Origin of the sequence: Amycolatopsis sp. GM8, assembly GCF_021653975.1 — a bacterium.
GTDB lineage: Bacteria > Actinomycetota > Actinomycetes > Mycobacteriales > Pseudonocardiaceae > Amycolatopsis_E.
Window position 1 is genome coordinate 192,854 of sequence record NZ_JAJKFK010000012.1, and the last position, 16,923, is coordinate 209,776.

Genomic DNA, 16,923 nt, shown 5'->3' on the forward strand with positions numbered 1-16,923 from the left:
ACAACAAGAAACCACACCGCCCACACCCTCCCCCGACCCCAACACGAAGCCTCCTCAGCGGTCGGCACGCCGTGTCAAGGGTGGGCAACGCCCATCGCGAAGCGACGCCGAAGGCGCCCTTGACGCGGTGTGCCGACCGTTGAACACTCGGCGAGTTGGGGCGGGGGTGGGGTCACCCCAGGCAACGTCGCGTTCACGCGACGAGCCGTGCCCGCTGCCGCTGCAGACGAGCCGCCCCCGATGCAACAGTCGCGATACCCGCATGATTCATGGCAAGCTGCGATCACACACGTCGATGAAGGGTGGTCGCCGCATGCCTCGCGAAGTGCAGGGAGTCGTCTCCCGCGCCAAGGGTGAACCGGTCTCGCTGGAAACGGTGCTCGTGCCCGATCCGGGGCCCGGCGAGGCGATCGTGTCCGTCAAGGCCTGCGGGGTCTGCCACACCGACATGCACTACCGCGACGGCGGCATCAACGACGACTACCCGTTCCTGCTCGGGCACGAAGCGGCGGGCTTCGTCGAGGAGGTCGGCGAGGGCGTCACCGACCTCGAGCCCGGCGACTACGTGATCCTCAACTGGCGCGCGGTCTGCGGGGCCTGCCGGGCCTGCAAGCGCGGAAAGCCCTGGTACTGCTTCAACACCCACAACGCCGGCCAGTCGATGACACTGGCCGACGGCACGAAGCTCAGCCCCGCGCTGGGGATCGGCGCGTTCCTCGACAAGACGCTCGTGCACGCCGGGCAGTGCACCAAGGTCAGCCCGGAGGCCGAGCCCGCCGTTGCGGGGCTGCTCGGCTGCGGTGTGATGGCCGGGATCGGTGCGGCGATCAACACTGGCGCGGTCGGCCGCGGTGACACCGTCGCCGTGATCGGCTGCGGCGGGGTCGGCGACGCGGCGATCGCGGGCGCCCGGCTCGCCGGCGCCGGCACGATTATCGGCATCGACATGGACGACCGAAAACTGGACTGGGCAAAGGAGTTCGGCGCCACGCACACCGTCAACTCGCGCGGTAAGAGCGAGGACGAGGTCGTCGAGGCCATCCAGGACCTCACCGGCTCGTTCGGCGCCGACGTGGTGATCGACGCGGTCGGCCGCCCCGAGACGTGGCGCACCGCCTTCCACGGCCGGGATCTGGCCGGCACCGTGGTGCTCGTGGGTGTGCCCACGCCGGACATGCGCCTGAACGACCTGCCGCTCATCGACTTCTTCTCGCACGGCGGCTCGCTGAAATCCTCCTGGTACGGCGACTGCCTCCCGTCGCGGGACTTCCCGATGCTGGTGGACCTCTACCTGCAGGGCCGGTTGCCGCTCGACAAGTTCGTCACCGAGCGGATCACCGTCGACGCCGTGGAGCATGCGTTCGAGCGAATGCACCGCGGTGAGGTGCTGCGCAGCGTGGTGGAGTTCTCCTGATCTTTCGCGACAGCGACTATCCGGCCGATCCCTATCCCGGGGCTCGGCCGGATTGCTCGTTCGTGCATCGCGACGGGTGCGGTTACGCGCTTCCCGCGAAGCTCGACCACAGCGGGCGCATTCCGGTGCTGGCCTACGGTTCCAACGCCTGCCCTTCGAAAATCACCTGGTTGCGGGAGAATCTCGGGCTGACCGACGATGTCTTCGTGCTGCGGGCACGGTGCACGGACATGGCGGCGGTGTGGGCGGCGGGTTTCCGGGCCCGCGACGGCCAGCGTTCGGCGACGCTGGCCGCGTACCCGGGAGTCGTGGAAACCCACGCGGTCTGGCTCGCCACGCCGGAGCAACTCGCCGTGCTCGACGTATGCGAGGGGCGCGGCGACCGATATCATCTGGCACGCCTCGAAAACGGGGTGACATTGGCGGACGGCACGGCACTGCCCGAGGTTTTCGCTTATGTGGGGGCGAGTCCGGCAAGGATGCCGCTGCTCGTGAACGGTGCCCCCGTGCGCACGACAGATGTTCCGCAAGGGAAAGCCCGGTTGTTGAACGGTGTTCCAGCGCCCTCACATGGGCTAGACACGGTGATCGTCTAATATCGCCCGCCTGAAACCTGAAGAGGGCACGGTGACACATGGATGACGACGGTCACATCGCGTTCAGATTTTACCACCAGCTTTCCTCGGGAACCCCATCAGAGGGTGCACGTTCATCTGCACGCGCATCGAGTCTGGCCAATGCGCGTGCGCGGCAGAGCACGGCGCGGGTCGCCGACGATCTCCTCCTCGACGCCGCAAGGCAATGCGTGCTCGCGGTCGGGCTCCGGCGGGCGACGCTGGCGGAAATCGCGCGCACCGCGAAGGTCAGCCGGATGACGCTGTACCGGCGTTTTCCCGACGTGAGCAGTGTGCTTTCGGCTCTGATGACACGGGAATTCAGCGCGCTGCTGCATCGGGCGAGCACCGAGGGCGCGAACGCGCCGACCGCACGGCAGCGGCTCGTGCGCAGCGCGGTCGCCGCGGTCCGCCTGCTCAACGGCGACGACCTCATGCGCACCATCATCGACGTCGACACCGAACTCCTGATGCCGTACATCGTCGAGCGGCTCGGCGGCACCCAGCGGGTCGGCGAAGAAGTGATCCGGACACATCTCGAGGCCGGGCGGGCCGACGGTTCGATCCGCGAGAGCGATCTGGCCGCCCAGGCCCGCGCGGTGCTGCTGGTCGTCCAGTCCTTTGTTCTTTCCCTGCGCGCGGCCACCCGGGATGTCGAGCCGAAGGCCCTGCTGGCCGAGATGGCCCATCACCTGGACGCGGCGCTGCGTCCGTAAGCCCCCGCTCCAGCCGTTCGCGGTTTCCGCTTGCCATGGCGTTGGGTTTTTGCAACAGTAAGTTGTATGAGTCCGGTGAGACGTGGCAAAGAGCTACCGATCCACAACCGGCTCCAGGTGCTGCGCGCCGAACGCGGGATGAGCCGGGCGGCGCTGGCCGAGGCCGTCGAGGTCAACCCGCAGACCATCGGCGCGCTCGAACGGGGTGACCACTACCCCAGCCTCGACCTCGCGCTGCGCATCTGCGCCGTGTTCGACCTGCCGGTCGAGGCCGTGTTCAACCGGGAGCCGTTCGCGCCACTGTCCACTCAGGTCTATCGCAAGGGGGAGGCATGAACCTGCTCGAAACGCGCTGGCAGCGCTACCTCGACCACCTCGAAGAACGAGAAGTGAAACGAGCCCGGCAACTGCCGGGCTGGCGCACCAGACGGCACCGCCGGCGGCTGACCATGATGGTCGCCGGGGCGAACGTCGTGATGATCACCGGTGCCGCGTTCGCCGGCAAGCAGGGCGATCTGACGGTCTTCCTGCCTTGGCTCGTGGGCTACCTGATCTGGCAGGTGCCGTTCGCACTGCTGCGAATACTGACGGGCAAGATGTCCGGCTCGTTCTCCGTCGGTCTCGACGAACGTGAGCGCGATTGGCGGCATCGTGTCAGCTACGTCGGGTACCAGGTGCTCACGGTGCTGATGGTCGTCGCGATGATCTACCTGTTCGTGATCGCGCACCAGGAGAACGCGGCCCAGCGCGGCGCCATCATGCTCTCGGCGTTGCTGATGCTCGGCACGTCGATACCAACTATCGTGCTGGGTTGGACGCTGCCCGACGACGTGCCGGAGGATTCCATTGCCTGACTTGGAAATCGACCGAGTGTCCAAACGGTACGGAAACGTGGTCGCGCTCGACGAGGTGTCCTTCACGGTGCGGGCCGGCGAGCTGTTCGGGTTCGTCGGCAGCAACGGCGCCGGGAAGACCACCACGATGCGGATCGCGCTCGGCGTGCTCGCCGCGGACGGGGGCGAGGTGCGCTTCGGCGGCACGCCCGTCACGCACGAGACCCGCACCAGGATCGGTTACATGCCGGAGGAACGCGGGCTGTATCCGAAGATGAAGGTGCTGCCGCAGCTCGTCTACCTCGCCGAACTGCACGGCATGAGCACCGGCGAAGCGCACCGCAGTGCGGAGAACTGGATCGCCCGGCTCGGGCTCACCGAGCGGCGCCTGGACGAGGTGCAGAAACTCAGCCTCGGTAACCAGCAACGGGTCCAGCTCGCCGCCGCGCTCGTGCACGACCCGGCGGTACTGGTCCTCGACGAGCCGTTCTCGGGGCTGGATCCGATCGCGGTGGACGTGATGAGCGACGTACTGCGGGAGAAGGCGGCGAACGGGGTGCCGGTCGTCTTCTCCAGCCACCAGCTCGATCTCGTCGAACGGCTCTGCGACCGGATCGGCATCATCCGAAGTGGACGATTGGTCGCCAACGGCACCGTCGGCGAGCTGACCGCCGGTGCGAACGCGCAGCTCGTCGTGCAGGCCCCGGCCGCGTATCCGGGGTGGGCCAAGCAGATTCCGGGCGTGCGGGTGCTGGGCGAGGACCAGAGCGGCACGGTGCTCGAACTGGAGTCCGATGTGGACGACCAGACCGTGCTGCGGGCCGCGCTCGCGACCGGTCCGGTGCGCGAGTTCCGGCGACGGCGGCCGACGCTGACCGAGCTCTTCCGGCATGTCGTGACAGGGGGCGAAAAATGACCGTGTCACCGGCGAAGGCGATCGCACTGGTCGCCAAGCGCGAACTGAACACCCGGCTGCGCACGCGGTCGTTCGTGATCGGCACGATCGTCATTCTCGTGGTGCTGTTCGGGTACCTGTTGTTGCAGGCCAACCTGTTCGGCAGCGCGAGCAAGGCGAAGATCGGCCTCACCGGGCAGACCACCGGGATCGCGCAGCAGCTACAGACCAGCGCCGCGCAGATCGGCAAAGAGGTACAGACCACCGTGGTCGCCGATCCTCGGGAAGGCAGGACGCAGGTCGAGAGTGGCGAGCTCGACATCCTGCTGTCCGGCAACGCGGCCGATCTGAACGTGCTGGTGAAATCCGATCTCGACCCGCAGTTTCGCGCGCTGCTCAACGGGATCTCGCAGCAGCAGGTGCTCAACGCCAAGCTGCTGGAGGCCGATCTGGATCCGGCGCAGGTGATGCGCGAGGTGAACAGCGCGCAGATCACCCTGACGACAGTCGAAACACCCGACCCCGGCCGCGGGCAGCGGCTCGTGATCGGGTTGATCACGGTGTTCCTGCTGTTCTTCGGTATCCAGACCTACGGCGCGTTCGTCGCCCAGGGGGTGGTCGAAGAAAAGTCCAGCCGGGTGGTCGAACTGCTGCTGTCGACGGTGCGGCCGTGGCAGCTGATGCTCGGCAAGGTACTCGGGCTGGGGATCACCGGGTTGGTGCAGATCGTGATCCTCGCGGTCGCCGGGCTCGTGATGGCCAACTCGACGGGTGTGCTCACGCTCTCCGGCGTCGCGACCGGGACGGTGCTGTGGGGTGTGGTCTGGTACGTGCTGGGCTTTTTCCTTTACGCCACAGTGTATGCGGCGGCGGGCTCGCTGGTTTCGCGCCAGGAGGACGCAGCGTCGGTGATCACCCCGGTGACCATGGTGCTCACCATCGGGTTCGTCGTCGGGTTCAACGTCCTGCTGCAGAGCCCTGACGGCGCCGGCACCCGGGTGCTGTCGCTGATCCCGCTGTTCTCGCCGATCCTGATGCCGGGCCGGATGGCGCTCGGCACCACCGCGGGCTGGGAGGTGGCGCTTTCGCTCGTGCTGACGCTGGCCCTGGGCTCGCTGCTGACCTGGATCGGCAGCCGGATCTACCGCAATGCCTTGCTGCGGACCGGAAGCCGGCTCAAGCTGACGACCGCGTTGCGCGGCTGATCCGCTCGAACCGGTCGAGGGCGACCCGGCGCTCCTGCGCGTGCTCCACCAGGGGCTCCGGGTAGCCCTCGGGCCGCGCCGCCAGCTTCCACGGCTGGTGCACGGCCTTGCCGTCGATCCCGCGCAACTCCGGCACGTACTTGCGCACGTACTCGCCGGACGGGTCGAGCTTCTCGCCCTGCGTGGTGGGGTTGAAGACGCGGAAGTAGGGCGCCGCGTCCGTGCCCGAGCCCGCGACCCACTGCCAGTTCAGCTGGTTGGACGCGAGGTCGCCGTCGACGAGATGGCGCATGAAGTGCCGGGCGCCCCGCCACCACGGCTGGTGCAGGTCCTTGACCAGGAAGCTCGCACGATCATCCGGACGCGGTTGTGCATCCAGCCCTCGGCGAGCAACTGGCGCATCCCGGCGTCCACGATCGGATAGCCCGTGCGGCCCTGAGCCCACTGCTCGAACGCGTGCTCGTCGTGGTCGTAGGCGATCCTGTCGAATCGCCGGTCGTAGTTCTGCCGAGCCGCGTCCGGGCGGTGCCACAACACGTCCGCGTGGAACTCGCGCCACGCCAGCTCGCCGCGCAGCGACTCCGGACCGTCGCCGCGCCGGTCCGCCAACTCGGCCAGCAGCGTCCGCGGATGCACGCAACCCCAGCGCAGGTACGGGGAAAGCCTTGTGGTGGCATCGAAATCCGGCCGGTCGCGGGCGCTGCCGTACTCGTCGACACCGTCGTCGAGAAAGCGCTTCCACGCCCGCAGCGCCGCCTTCTCACCCGGCTCGGGCAACTTCATTTCAACCACCGCCGGACGGATCGCATTGTTCCCCTCCGGCTCGATCCAGTCCACAGTGGACCGGCCAGTACGTGCGGGCGAAAGCCAGCCGTGCTCGCGCCATGCCCGGTAGAACGCGGTGAACACCTTGTACGGCGCACCGTCCGGTTTGGTCACCCGGCCCGGCGTGATCGCATACGGCGAACCGGTTTCCACCCAGTCGATCCCACGGCTCTCGAGTTCCTTCGCGACCTCCTCGTCACGTTTACGGCCGTATGGCGCACAGTCCGTGCTGACGTGCACGCTCTTCGCGCCCACCGATTCCGCGGCCCGCACGACCTCCCGCACCGGATCGCCGTGCACCAACTGCAGCCTGCTGTCCAGCTGTTCGGACAGCGCTTCCAGGCAGCCAAGGAGAAACGCGGCCCGCGGCGCACCGGACGGCTTCAGCAACCGATCGTCCAGCACGAACAACGCGAGCACCCGGTCCGCCCGCTCACTCGCGCTGAGCAACGCGGCGTGGTCACGCAGCCGGAGGTCGCGCCGGAACCACAGAACTGCCGTCTCGGCGGAGGAACTCATGCGGACCAGGGTAGGCACGGAGGCACGATCCGGCCTGGTGAAACAAGAACGCCCTCCCGCGAACGGGAGGGCGTCTTCGCCGGACTCGCGCGTCAGCGCTCGCTGATGGCGAGGTAGTCGCGGGCCTTCTCACCGGTGTAGATCTGGCGAGGGCGGCCGATCTTGGTCTGCGGGTCCTGGATCATCTCGCGCCAGTGCGCGATCCAGCCGGGGAGCCGGCCGAGCGCGAACAGCACGGTGAAGAACTTCGTCGGGAAGCCCAGGGCCCGGTAGATCAGGCCGGTGTAGAAGTCGACGTTCGGGTACAGCTTGCGCTCGACGAAGTAGTCGTCGGAAAGCGCTGTCTCCTCGAGCTTCTTCGCGATGTCGAGCAGCTCGTCGTTGGCGCCGATCTTGCCGAGGATCTGGTCGGCCGTCTTCTTGATGATCTTCGCGCGCGGGTCGTAGTTCTTGTAGACCCGGTGCCCGAAGCCCATCAGGCGGACACCCTTCTCCTTGTTCTTCACGCGGTTCACGAAGTCCGTGACGTCACCGCCGTCGGCCTTGATGCCCTGCAGCATCTCCAGCACCGCGCTGTTCGCGCCACCGTGCAGCGGGCCGAACAGGGCCATGATGCCGGCCGAGATGCTGGCGAACAGGTTCGCCTCGGACGAGCCGACGAGCCGCACGGTCGAGGTCGAGCAGTTCTGCTCGTGGTCGGCGTGCAGGATGAACAGCAGGTCGAGCGCCTTGGCGACATCGGGGTCGACCTCGTAGGGCTCGGCGGGCAGGCCGAAGGTCATCCGCAGGAAGTTCTCGACCAGGCCCAGCGAGTTGTCCGGGTACAGGAACGGCTGGCCGATTGACTTCTTGTAGGCGTAGGCGGCCAGGGTCGGCACCTTCGCCAGCAGGCGGACGGTCGAGAGCTCCACATTGGGTTCGTCGAACGGGTTCAGCGCGTCCTGGTAGAAGGTGGACAGCGCGGACACCGCGCTCGAAAGCACCGGCATCGGATGCGCGTCACGCGGGAAGCCGTCGAAGAACCGCTTCAGGTCCTCGTGCAGCAGCGTGTGCCGGCTGATCTTCTGCGTGAAGTCCTCGAGCTGGGCCGGCGTCGGCAGCTCACCGTAAATCAGCAGATAAGAGACCTCGATGAAGCTCGAGTTCTCCGCGAGCTGCTCGATAGGGTAGCCGCGGTAGCGCAGAATGCCGGCGTCGCCGTCGATGTAGGTAATGGCGGAGGAGGTGGATCCGGTGTTGACGAATCCCGGGTCGTAGGTGATGTACCCCGTCGACGCCAGCAGCTTGCCCAGTTCGATACCGGGAGCGCCCTCGACGGCGTTGACCACCTTAAGTTCGTGCTCGCCGGTCGGCAGGCGCAGCGATACCGAGCTGCCACCGGACGCCGCAGTCGCGTCGGACATGCAAGTCCCTCTCACGATCACACGGGCCGGCGGGCGCCTGCAGGTCACACAGGCGGCCATTTGTTCGTGCGTGACCGACCAATTCGGGTCTCGCCGCACACCGCCCCGCTGGGGTATGAATTCCCCTCTTACGCTAGTCGAACTCCCACGCCTCGCGCAGCCGTTGTGTTACCCAGAGCAAACCGTTGGGATCAGATTCACACCATTTCCTCAGCTTTCGGCGGCTCCGCCCCACTGCGGGACACCGTGATCGCCGCGGCCTTGGCCGCGTAGCCCAGTGCAGCCCGCCAATCTGCCGCGTCGAGCTGCGTGATCGTACGCACATTGCGCTGGTACAGCCAGGCAAGTAGGGCGCCTTGCACGGTGTCGCCGGCGCCGATCGTGTCGACCAATTGCGCCGGTGCGGAGGGCACGAAAACCTCGGCGGCGGCGGTGTGCACCGCGATTCCGTCGGCACCCTGAGTGAGCACGACCGCGTCCACTCCGGCGTCGAGCCAGCCCTTCGCGGCGGTCGCCGGGTCCGAGCCACCGGCCAGCCACACGGCGTCATCATCGGACAGCTTCAGCAGCCGGACGTCGGGCAGCCACGAACGGAAGCGCGCGCGGTAGGCGTCGGGGTCCTGGATGAGGGCGGCGCGGATGTTCGGGTCGAGCGCCGTCAGCACGCCGCGCGCGGCCTCGCGGCGCAGCATCGTCTCGTAGGTCGTGGCGCCCGGTTCGAGCACCATGCCGAGCGTGCCGAGGGACAGCGTGGTCACGTCCTCGGGGAGCGGGCCGGGGTCGGCGACCAGGCGGTCGGCCGTGCCGTCGGTGTAGAACGTGTAGCTGGCCGAGCCCCGCTCGTCGAGCGCGACGACAGCGAGGGTGGTGGGTTCCGGACCGGATTGCACCATTGATATGTCGACAGCTGACTCGGTGAGCCGCTCGCGCAGGGCTCGTCCGAAGCGGTCGGACGAAATCCGCGAAAAGAAGGCCGCCGGCACCCCCAGCCGTCCCGCCGCCAGCGCCACGTTGTACGGCCCGCCACCGAGCCTCGGCAGCAGCGACGTCAGCCCATTGTCCACTTTGGATTCACCAGGCACCAGGTCGACCAGTGCCTCTCCACCAACCACGATCACGCTGCGAGCTTACCGACTGGCCAGGCCACCCAGGAGTAGCTCTGCCAGCGCCGTGAACGCCTCGGCGTCGGACACTCCGGTGCGCGCGCCGACGACGCCGGTCTGGATGCCCTCGATGAGCACGCCCGCCATCTCGGCGATGAGCGTCGCGTGCACCTCACGGAACACGCCGTCCTCGACACCCTGGGCGATGAACGTGCGGATGCGCGCGGCCGCGGCGCGGCTGTTGAGCTCGTACGCCGCCCGCGCGGGTGCGAAGTCGTTGATGTCGCGCATGAAGGCCGGCGAGGCGCGGTTGAGGTACTCGGAGATGCCGGCGAGGTAGCTGCCGATGATCTCGCGGGCGTCGCCGAGGTCCGCGATGCGCTTCTCCATCATCTCGGCCGCGCCGCGGAAGAAGTGTGCGACGACACGGACCGCGAGCTGTTCCTTGCTGGGCGCCAGCGCGTACAGGGTCGATTTCGAGCAGTGCATCTTGGCCGCGAGGTCGTCGAGCGTGAAGTGGATGAAGCCCTCCGCCAGGAAGAGCTTCTCGAGCTCGGCGAGCAGCATCCGCTGCCGGGCGGTCAGCTGCCGGCCGCTCGGTGCACGCAACGGGATGCGATCTGCCATCCGGACACCGTATGTGCTGTACTGTCATTGATTACCCAGTACTGTTCAGAGTACGCTTCCGGAGGCTGAGATGCCTGTCGAACGACTGTTGCCCGACCGTGAGTCCGCCGACCTGCTCGCACTGGCGACCGAACTCGCCCGCGAGGAACTCAAACCCCACGCCGCGGCCTACGAAGAGGCCGAGCGGTTCCCTCGTGAGCAGTTCCGCACGCTCGGCAAGTCCGGGCTGCTCGGGTTGCCGTACCCGGAGCGCTGGAGCGGCGGCGAGGTTTCGTACGAGGTGTACCTGCAGGTCCTGGAGGAGATCGCCGCGGCATGGATGTCGATCGGCGTGGGGCTCTCGGTGCACACGATGTCCTGCTTCGCGCTCGTCCACCACGGGACGGACGAGCAGCGTGACCGCTGGCTCCCGGCGATGCTCGAGGGCGAGTTGCTGGGGGCGTACGCGCTTTCGGAGCCGCACGCCGGGTCCGACGCCGGTTCGCTGTCCACGCGCGCCCGGCTCGATGGGGAAACATACGTCGTCAACGGCACGAAGGCGTGGATCACGCACGGCGGGCAGGCCGACTTCTACACGACGATGGTTCGGACGGGACCGGACGCGATCTCGTGCCTGCTCGTCGACGGCGCGACGCCGGGTCTCGCCGCGGGTCCGCCGGAACGGAAGATGGGCCTCACCGGCTCGACCACGACGCAACTGATCTTCGCCGACGCGCGGGTCGACGCGGACCGGCTGATCGGCGCTGACGGCACCGGGCTGCGCATCGCACTGTCCTCATTGGACTCCGGGCGGCTGGGGATCGCTGCCTGCGCGGTCGGTTTGGCACAGGCGGCGCTGGACGAGGCGGTCGAGTACGCGAAGGGCCGCAGCCAGTTCGGCAAGCCGATCATCGATTTCCAGGGCCTGGAATTCCTGCTCGCCGACATGGCCGCCGCGGTCGATTCGGCCCGCGCGACCTACCTCGACGCCGCCCGGCGCCGGGATCGCGGGATGTCGTTCCGCCGCCAGGCCTCGATCGCGAAGCTGACGGCGACGGACGCCGCGATGAAGGTGACCACCGATGCGGTCCAGGTGCTCGGCGGGGCCGGGTACACCCGGGACTTTCCGGTGGAAAGGTACATGCGCGAGGCGAAGGTGCCGCAGATCTTCGAAGGCACGAACCAGATCCAGCGGATGGTCATCGCACGGGAACTGAAGAAGGCGTAGCGCGAGCGTCCACAATAGACCGTTGAACCAAGTCGCCGGGTAAATCGTCGAATAGGCGTGGACCGTTCCCTCGCGCGAACTGACCTCCGGGGCCGGCGGCACCGGCGCTGGTTGTTCGCGCTCGTCGTGGTCGCGCTGCTCGCCGGGATGGCCATCGCGATGATCACGACGGCCGTGGAGCAGACGCCGACCATCGACGAGCCGGTCTACGCGGGCACGGCGGTGGTCTACCTGGACCAGCACAGCCTGCGCTACAACCCGGAGCATCCGCCGCTGGGCAAGCTGATCATCGCGACCGGGCTGGCCTTCGCCGACGTGCACCTCGACCCGGCCTTCGCCGGCGACCAGACACAGCTCGGCCGGCACGTGCTGTACGAATCGGGCCACGATCCGGGACGGCTAATGCTGCTAGCGCGGCTGCCGGTGATAGCGCTGACGCTGCTGTTCGGCCTGGTCGTCTTCTTGTTCGCGCGCGATCTGGTCGGTCCCGTCGGCGGGCTGGTGGCGCTCGCGCTGTACGCGTTCTCACCTGACGTCATCGCGCACGGATCGCTGGCGACGCTCGACGTGCCGGTGACCGGGTTCCTGCTGACGTCGGTCTGGCTGCTGTGGCGGGCCCGGCAGCGCCCTGTCCTCTACCTCCCGCTCGCGGGACTCGCCCTCGGCGCGGCGCTGGCGACGAAGATGACCGCGCTGTACGCGGTTCCAGTGCTGCTGCTCTTGGTCGTGCTGTCGGTCTGGTACGCCCGCCGCACGCACGACCTCGGTCGGGGCGGAACGGTCCGGCTTCTCGGGCTCGGCCTAGCGGCGGCCGTCGGCGTAGCACTGCTAGCGGTCGGCGTCGTGTGGGTCGCGTACCTGGCCGTGGATCCGCGGCTGCGCTGGACGACGCCACCGGGCCTGCCGCCGCTCCACGGCGTGCGCGCGCTCACCGACTGGCTGCCGCTCCCCAAGCCCTACCGGGACGGGATACACCTCCAGTTCGGCTTCGAAGACCAGGAATGGCGCGGTTTCCTGTTCGGCCGGCTCTACCTCGGTTCACGGTGGTACTACCTGCCGATCGCGCTGCTGGTGAAGACGCCGCTGGGGATGCTGGCGCTGTGGCTGGCCGGCGCGGTCGCGATGGTGTCGGTTCCCCGGCTTCGCCCGGCGGCGCCCTACATCCTCGTTCCCACCGCCGTCCTGCTCGCCGCGGCGATGACCAGCAGCCGCAACCTCGGCGTCCGGTACGCGCTCGTCGTACCGATCTTCCTGGCGGTCGCGGCGGCCGGCGTGGTCGCCATCCGCCGGCGGTGGGCGCACGTCGCGACGGCGGTGCTGGTCGTCTTCGTCGCGGTCAGCTCGTTGCTGACGTTCCCGTACTACCTGCCGTACGCCAACGAGGCGTTCGGCGGGCCGGCCAGGACCCATCTGCTCCTGCACGACTCGAACGTCGACTGGGGCCAGGACCTGGGCCGGCTGGCGGACCGCCTGCGGCAGCGTTACCCGGGCGAGCGGGTCTGGCTCGTCTACAAGGGCAGCGGCGTGCCGTCCTACTACGGGATCGACGCCGCCGACCCGTTCAGCGTGCCCCCGGACCAGGTGCGCGGGCTGCTCGTCGTGTCCGATTCCGCCGTCGCCGAGGCCGATCCGCCCCTCACGACACTGATCGACAGCAGCACGCCGATCGACGAGGTCGGCTACTCCATCACGATCTACCGGCGGCCGTAACTACTCCTGGTACCGGCGTTCCGCGATGACACCGTCGCCGCTGGCCTCGTCGAAGTGGTAAACCTCGCGGCCCCGGATGAAAACCCGCAGCGCGCGGTTCATCACGTCCAGCGGATCGCCGGACCACACGACGACGTCCGCGTCCAGGCCCGGCTTCAGGGCGCCGATCTTGTCCTGCAGGCCGAGCATGCTCGCCGGGTTCACGGTCAGCGCGCGCAGCGCCGTCTCCGGCTCCAAGCCGTCCTTGACCGCGAGCGCCGCTTGGTACACCAGGAAGTTGATCGGCACGACGGGGTGGTCGGTAGTGATCGCCAGCTGCACGCCGGCCCTGGCCAGGATGCCGGCCGAACGCAGCGTCCGGTGCCGCAGCTCGACCTTCGACCGGGTGGTGAACAGCGGCCCGAGGATCACCGGGATCTGCTTCTCCGCCAGCACATCCGCGATGAGATGGCCCTCGGTGCCGTGGTTCACGATCAGCTTGTAGCCGAACTCCTCGGCGAGCCGGATGGCGGTGACGATATCGTCCGCGCGGTGGGTGTGCTGATCCCAGTACAGCTCGCCGGCGAGCACCTCGGCGAGGGTCTCCATGGTCAGGTCGGTGTCGAACGGCTTGCCCTCGGACTGTGCGTGATCGCGCTGGGCGGCGTAGTTGCGGGCCTTCGTGAAGGCCTCGCGGATGATCGCCGCGACGCCGAGACGGGTCGACGGCGTCTGCTTTTTGTCGCCGTACACGCGCTTCGGGTTCTCGCCCAGCGCGCTCTTCACGCTGATGTGCTCGGCGAACACCATGTCCAGAGTCGTGCGGCCCCAGGTCTTGACGCCGATGGTCCGCCCGCCGATCGGGTTGCCCGAGCCGGGCTTGACCACGACGCTCGTCACGCCGCCGGACAGCGCGTCGTCGAACCCGACGTCGAACGGGTCGATGCCGTCGACGGCGCGGAACCGGGCGCCGTTCGGGTCGGTCATCTCGTTGGTGTCGTTGCCCGACCAGCCCTCGCCCTCCTCGTGCACGCCGAGGTGGACATGCGCGTCGACGAAGCCGGGCAGCACCCAGGCGCCGGCCGCGTCGATCAGCTGTGCGTCTTCCGGGGTGTCGACGTCGGCATCCGTGCCGACCGCGATGATCTTGCCGTCCTCGATGAGGACCGTGCCGCCGTCGATCGGGTCACCATCGACCGGCACAACATAACCGCCCACAATCGCGCTCACCATAATTCGACACGCTAACGAACCCGGCGCGCCGTGACACCGTTAGGTCAGACCTCGACGCGAATTCCCCAGCTGCCGGTCCACGAAGTGCCCGGGTCCAGCTGGATGAGGTCGGTGCCCGAATTCAGCGCGTCCGCGGGACAGGTCATCGGCTCGATCGCGATGGCGCGGCCGCGGCCGACGAGGTCCTGCGGCGTGAACACCTGAACCCACTTGAAATCCGGGCCCGTCCACACGTCGACGCGCTGGGCGCCGTGCGAGAGCACGTGGTGATGCAGGCCGTCCTCGCCCACGCTCAGCCCGCCGAACGCCGTGTCCAGGTCGACGCTCGCGACGACCTTGCCGGTGCGGAAGTCGTATTCGGTGCCCTCGACGTCCTGCTCTGGGCCGTACGGCAGTTGCTCGTCGGCTTCATACGGCCGGACCCGCGTCGCGGACAGCGTCAGCGTGAGGTCGTCGGTCGGCACGTCGCCGATCCGGAAGTACGGGTGCGTGCCGACCCCGATACCGATCTCGGACTCGCCCTCGTTGCGGATCTCGTGCGTCACCGTCAGTTCGCGCGGGGCGAGTGCGTAGGTGATGCGCGCGTGCAGCGGCACCGGCCAGCCCGGCTGGACCTCCACCTCGATCTCGAACGTGATCGACGACTCGGCATGTTCGACGAGCGTCCACTCGCGACGGCGGGTCAGCCCGTGGATCGCGTTGCCGCGCGCCTCCTCGGTGACTTCGAGCTCCTGCTTCTCCCCCTGGTACGTCCACTGCGCGGCCTTCGTGCGGTTCGGCCACGGCAGCAGGACCTGACCCGCGCCCTTCGGCGGTTTGGCGTCCTCGTCGAAAGTTTCGAGGTACGGCACGTCGTTGATCGAGAACGCGCGCAGCCCAGCGCCGATTTCGGTGACGACCGCGCGAGCGGAGCCGCGGACGATCTCGAACTGCTGTCCAGTGGGGTTGGCCATGCGGTTGAGGTTAGCGGGGGCTTGACTAACTAGACCGGTCGTCATAGTTTGATTCGCATGGTCCGCCGAACCGATACGCGGCAGCGGATGCTCGAGTCCGCCGCTGATCTCTTCCACACCCAGGGCTACCACGCGACCGGCCTGAACCAGCTGGTCAGTGTGGGTGGTGCCCCCAAGGGTTCGATGTACTTCCATTTCCCTGGCGGCAAGGAACAACTGGCCGCCGAAGCGCTGGAGATCTCGGCGTCGCGCCTCGCTTCCGTGCTGCGGCAGTTGCTGGAAGCCGCGTCCGATCCCGGCTCGGCCATCGCCGCCGTGGTCGACGCCCTGTCGCAGAACCTGACCGAGTCGGACTTCCGGCGCGGTTGTCCTATTGCGACGGTCGCGGTGGATGCCGGTACGGAAAGCGAGCGGATCCGGGACACTTGTGCGGGCGGCTACTCTTCCTGGCAGGCTATCATCGCCGATTACCTTGTACACCAAGGCTTTTCGTCGGACCGTGCGTCGGTTCTGAGCGTGATCGCCCTGAGTTCCATCGAGGGCGCGCTGATGCTGGCGAAACTCAACCGGGACCTCGCGCCGATGCGGGCCGTTGGCGAACACCTCCGGTTCACGTTCACGAAGGAGACCTGATGCGCGTCCACCATTTCAACGCCGGCACGCTTCGCCCCCTCGGCGGGCGCCTCATCGATGGGCGGGCCGGTTATCTACGCCGGTCGGAGCTGGTGTGCCACTGCCTACTGGTCGACACCGGTTCGGAACTGGTACTCATCGAGACCGGGATGGGCAGCCCGAGCGTCCAGCGTCCGGACTGGCTCGGGCGCCCCTTCACCGTCCTCACCGGTGCCCGGCCTGCGTTGGCGGAAACCGCTGTGGCACAAGTAAAGCGGCTCGGCTACGCACCCGGGGACGTGCGACATGTCGTCCTCACCCACCTGGACCTGGACCACGCGGGCGGCCTAGTCGACTTCCCCGACGCGACCGTGCACGTGTACGCCGAGGAGTTGCGGGCGCTACAGTCGCCGTTGAGGTCGTCGGAACGCTGGCGTTACCGGAAAATTCAGTTCGACCATGGTCCAAAATGGATATCCTATGCGGATACTGGTGATGATTGGTACGGTTTCGAGGCGGTGCGCGATCTGAAGGGCCTGCCGCCGGAAATCCTGTTGATACCACTGACCGGACACACCCGAGGCCATGCCGGTGTCGCAGTACAGTCGGACGATGGCTGGCTACTCAACGCCGGCGACTCATACTTCTTCCACGACCAGATCGATCCCGTGCACCCCTATTGCCCGCCAGGCCTGGCACGGTTCGAACGCCTGGTGCAAATGGCCTCCACACCACGCAAGGAAAACCAGCACCGCCTACGCACCCTGCGAACCGACCACCCAGAAATCAAAATCTTCTCCGCCCACGACCCCACAGAACTAGCGCAATTCACGCAGTAACCCGCCGCCCAGCACCACAACACAACCCAGCACCGCCACCGCCCACTCCCTCCCCCACCCCGATCCCAAGCCGCCCTTGCGGGAAGCGGGTTTTGTCAAGGTACTCTTTTGAGGTGCTCCGAGGTTTCCGGACATGTCTTCCAAGTAGGCTGGTGGAGGATCCGGAGGAGTTTTTATGGCCAGGAGACAGAGAAGGTATTCGCCGGAATTGAAGGCCGAGGTGGTGAAGGCGGTCC

17 protein-coding genes and 1 pseudogene are annotated in these 16,923 nt (G+C 67.6%); 11 read left to right on the plus strand and 7 right to left on the minus strand.

What is annotated here, in order from left to right:
• Positions 1-313 precede the first annotated feature (313 nt).
• The 7 genes from LOZ83_RS37580 (at position 314) to LOZ83_RS37610 (ending at position 5,677) form a co-directional block, all read left to right on the plus strand.
• On the plus strand, positions 314-1,414 hold the full coding sequence (locus LOZ83_RS37580; protein WP_236796646.1) for an S-(hydroxymethyl)mycothiol dehydrogenase: 1,101 nt from the start codon (positions 314-316) through the stop codon (positions 1,412-1,414).
• Positions 1,415-1,476: 62 nt separating this feature from the next.
• Complete coding sequence (locus tag LOZ83_RS37585) at positions 1,477-2,010, plus strand: gamma-glutamylcyclotransferase (protein WP_236796647.1); 534 nt, start codon at positions 1,477-1,479, stop codon at positions 2,008-2,010.
• 38 nt (positions 2,011-2,048) lie between these two features.
• On the plus strand, positions 2,049-2,744 hold the full coding sequence (locus LOZ83_RS37590) for a TetR/AcrR family transcriptional regulator (protein ID WP_236796648.1): 696 nt from the start codon (positions 2,049-2,051) through the stop codon (positions 2,742-2,744).
• A gap of 66 nt (positions 2,745-2,810) precedes the next feature.
• On the plus strand, positions 2,811-3,080 hold the full coding sequence (locus LOZ83_RS37595; RefSeq protein WP_236796649.1) for a helix-turn-helix transcriptional regulator: 270 nt from the start codon (positions 2,811-2,813) through the stop codon (positions 3,078-3,080).
• The gene (locus LOZ83_RS37600) at positions 3,077-3,598 is read left to right on the plus strand and encodes a hypothetical protein (protein ID WP_236796650.1); all 522 of its coding nucleotides are present in this window, start codon (positions 3,077-3,079) and stop codon (positions 3,596-3,598) included. Before LOZ83_RS37595 ends, LOZ83_RS37600 begins: the two co-directional genes overlap by 4 nt.
• A complete protein-coding gene (locus LOZ83_RS37605; protein ID WP_236796678.1) occupies positions 3,585-4,493 on the plus strand; it encodes an ABC transporter ATP-binding protein in 909 nt (302 codons plus the stop codon). Before LOZ83_RS37600 ends, LOZ83_RS37605 begins: the two co-directional genes overlap by 14 nt.
• Positions 4,490-5,677, plus strand: coding sequence for an ABC transporter permease (locus tag LOZ83_RS37610; RefSeq protein WP_236796651.1), 1,188 nt, complete (start codon positions 4,490-4,492; stop codon positions 5,675-5,677). The genes LOZ83_RS37605 and LOZ83_RS37610 overlap by 4 nt, the downstream gene beginning before the upstream one ends.
• Here LOZ83_RS37610 and LOZ83_RS37615 read toward each other — a convergent pair.
• The 4 genes and pseudogenes from LOZ83_RS37615 to LOZ83_RS37630 all read right to left on the minus strand — a co-directional run bounded on the left by LOZ83_RS37615 (position 5,649) and on the right by LOZ83_RS37630 (position 10,154).
• Positions 5,649-7,021: pseudogene (locus LOZ83_RS37615) on the minus strand (deoxyribodipyrimidine photo-lyase). The gene LOZ83_RS37610 and the pseudogene LOZ83_RS37615 sit on opposite strands and share 29 nt — an antisense overlap.
• A gap of 92 nt (positions 7,022-7,113) precedes the next feature.
• Positions 7,114-8,424, minus strand: a complete 1,311-nt coding sequence (locus LOZ83_RS37620) for a citrate synthase (protein ID WP_236796652.1) — start codon at positions 8,422-8,424, stop codon at positions 7,114-7,116.
• A gap of 197 nt (positions 8,425-8,621) precedes the next feature.
• Entirely contained in the window at positions 8,622-9,542 is a 921-nt protein-coding gene (locus LOZ83_RS37625) for a carbohydrate kinase (RefSeq protein WP_236796653.1), read from the minus strand.
• A gap of 9 nt (positions 9,543-9,551) precedes the next feature.
• Positions 9,552-10,154 carry a TetR/AcrR family transcriptional regulator gene (locus LOZ83_RS37630; RefSeq protein ID WP_236796654.1) on the minus strand — a complete coding sequence of 201 codons (603 nt, stop codon included), beginning with the start codon at positions 10,152-10,154 and terminating at the stop codon, positions 9,552-9,554.
• 70 nt (positions 10,155-10,224) lie between these two features.
• Between LOZ83_RS37630 and LOZ83_RS37635 the strand changes: the two genes are divergently transcribed.
• Positions 10,225-11,361 carry an acyl-CoA dehydrogenase family protein gene (locus LOZ83_RS37635; protein ID WP_236796655.1) on the plus strand — a complete coding sequence of 379 codons (1,137 nt, stop codon included), beginning with the start codon at positions 10,225-10,227 and terminating at the stop codon, positions 11,359-11,361.
• Between the two features lie 57 nt (positions 11,362-11,418).
• Entirely contained in the window at positions 11,419-13,071 is a 1,653-nt protein-coding gene (locus LOZ83_RS37640) for a glycosyltransferase family 39 protein (protein ID WP_236796656.1), read from the plus strand.
• Here LOZ83_RS37640 and LOZ83_RS37645 read toward each other — a convergent pair whose 3' ends face one another.
• Positions 13,072-14,283 carry an amidohydrolase gene (locus tag LOZ83_RS37645; RefSeq protein ID WP_236796657.1) on the minus strand — a complete coding sequence of 404 codons (1,212 nt, stop codon included), beginning with the start codon at positions 14,281-14,283 and terminating at the stop codon, positions 13,072-13,074.
• A gap of 44 nt (positions 14,284-14,327) precedes the next feature.
• Positions 14,328-15,236 (minus strand): aldose 1-epimerase family protein, encoded by a 909-nt coding sequence (locus LOZ83_RS37650; protein WP_236796659.1) that lies wholly within the window; start codon positions 15,234-15,236, stop codon positions 14,328-14,330.
• 57 nt (positions 15,237-15,293) lie between these two features.
• On the opposite strand from LOZ83_RS37650, the gene LOZ83_RS37655 reads away from it, so the two are divergent.
• Positions 15,294-15,869: a TetR/AcrR family transcriptional regulator gene (locus LOZ83_RS37655; RefSeq protein ID WP_236796661.1), complete on the plus strand. Its 576-nt coding sequence runs from the start codon at positions 15,294-15,296 to the stop codon at positions 15,867-15,869.
• Positions 15,869-16,687 (plus strand): MBL fold metallo-hydrolase, encoded by an 819-nt coding sequence (locus tag LOZ83_RS37660; protein ID WP_236796663.1) that lies wholly within the window; start codon positions 15,869-15,871, stop codon positions 16,685-16,687. Before LOZ83_RS37655 ends, LOZ83_RS37660 begins: the two co-directional genes overlap by 1 nt.
• Here the strand turns inward: LOZ83_RS37660 and LOZ83_RS37665 are convergent.
• Positions 16,667-16,923: hypothetical protein (locus LOZ83_RS37665; protein ID WP_236796664.1), on the minus strand; the 257-nt coding region annotated here is incomplete at its 5' end. The two genes, LOZ83_RS37660 and LOZ83_RS37665, sit on opposite strands and share 21 nt — an antisense overlap.

Coding starts and splice junctions, on each gene's coding strand:
- LOZ83_RS37650 (WP_236796659.1), bottom strand. CDS start 15,236: ATGGCCAACCCCACTGGACAGCAGTTCGAGATCGTCCGCGGCTCCGCT.
- LOZ83_RS37645 (WP_236796657.1), bottom strand. CDS start 14,283: ATGGTGAGCGCGATTGTGGGCGGTTATGTTGTGCCGGTCGATGGTGAC.
- LOZ83_RS37610 (WP_236796651.1), top strand. CDS start 4,490: ATGACCGTGTCACCGGCGAAGGCGATCGCACTGGTCGCCAAGCGCGAA.
- LOZ83_RS37660 (WP_236796663.1), top strand. CDS start 15,869: ATGCGCGTCCACCATTTCAACGCCGGCACGCTTCGCCCCCTCGGCGGG.
- LOZ83_RS37655 (WP_236796661.1), top strand. CDS start 15,294: ATGGTCCGCCGAACCGATACGCGGCAGCGGATGCTCGAGTCCGCCGCT.
- LOZ83_RS37600 (WP_236796650.1), top strand. CDS start 3,077: ATGAACCTGCTCGAAACGCGCTGGCAGCGCTACCTCGACCACCTCGAA.
- LOZ83_RS37620 (WP_236796652.1), bottom strand. CDS start 8,424: ATGTCCGACGCGACTGCGGCGTCCGGTGGCAGCTCGGTATCGCTGCGC.
- LOZ83_RS37590 (WP_236796648.1), top strand. CDS start 2,049: ATGGATGACGACGGTCACATCGCGTTCAGATTTTACCACCAGCTTTCC.
- LOZ83_RS37630 (WP_236796654.1), bottom strand. CDS start 10,154: ATGGCAGATCGCATCCCGTTGCGTGCACCGAGCGGCCGGCAGCTGACC.
- LOZ83_RS37595 (WP_236796649.1), top strand. CDS start 2,811: ATGAGTCCGGTGAGACGTGGCAAAGAGCTACCGATCCACAACCGGCTC.
- LOZ83_RS37580 (WP_236796646.1), top strand. CDS start 314: ATGCCTCGCGAAGTGCAGGGAGTCGTCTCCCGCGCCAAGGGTGAACCG.
- LOZ83_RS37635 (WP_236796655.1), top strand. CDS start 10,225: ATGCCTGTCGAACGACTGTTGCCCGACCGTGAGTCCGCCGACCTGCTC.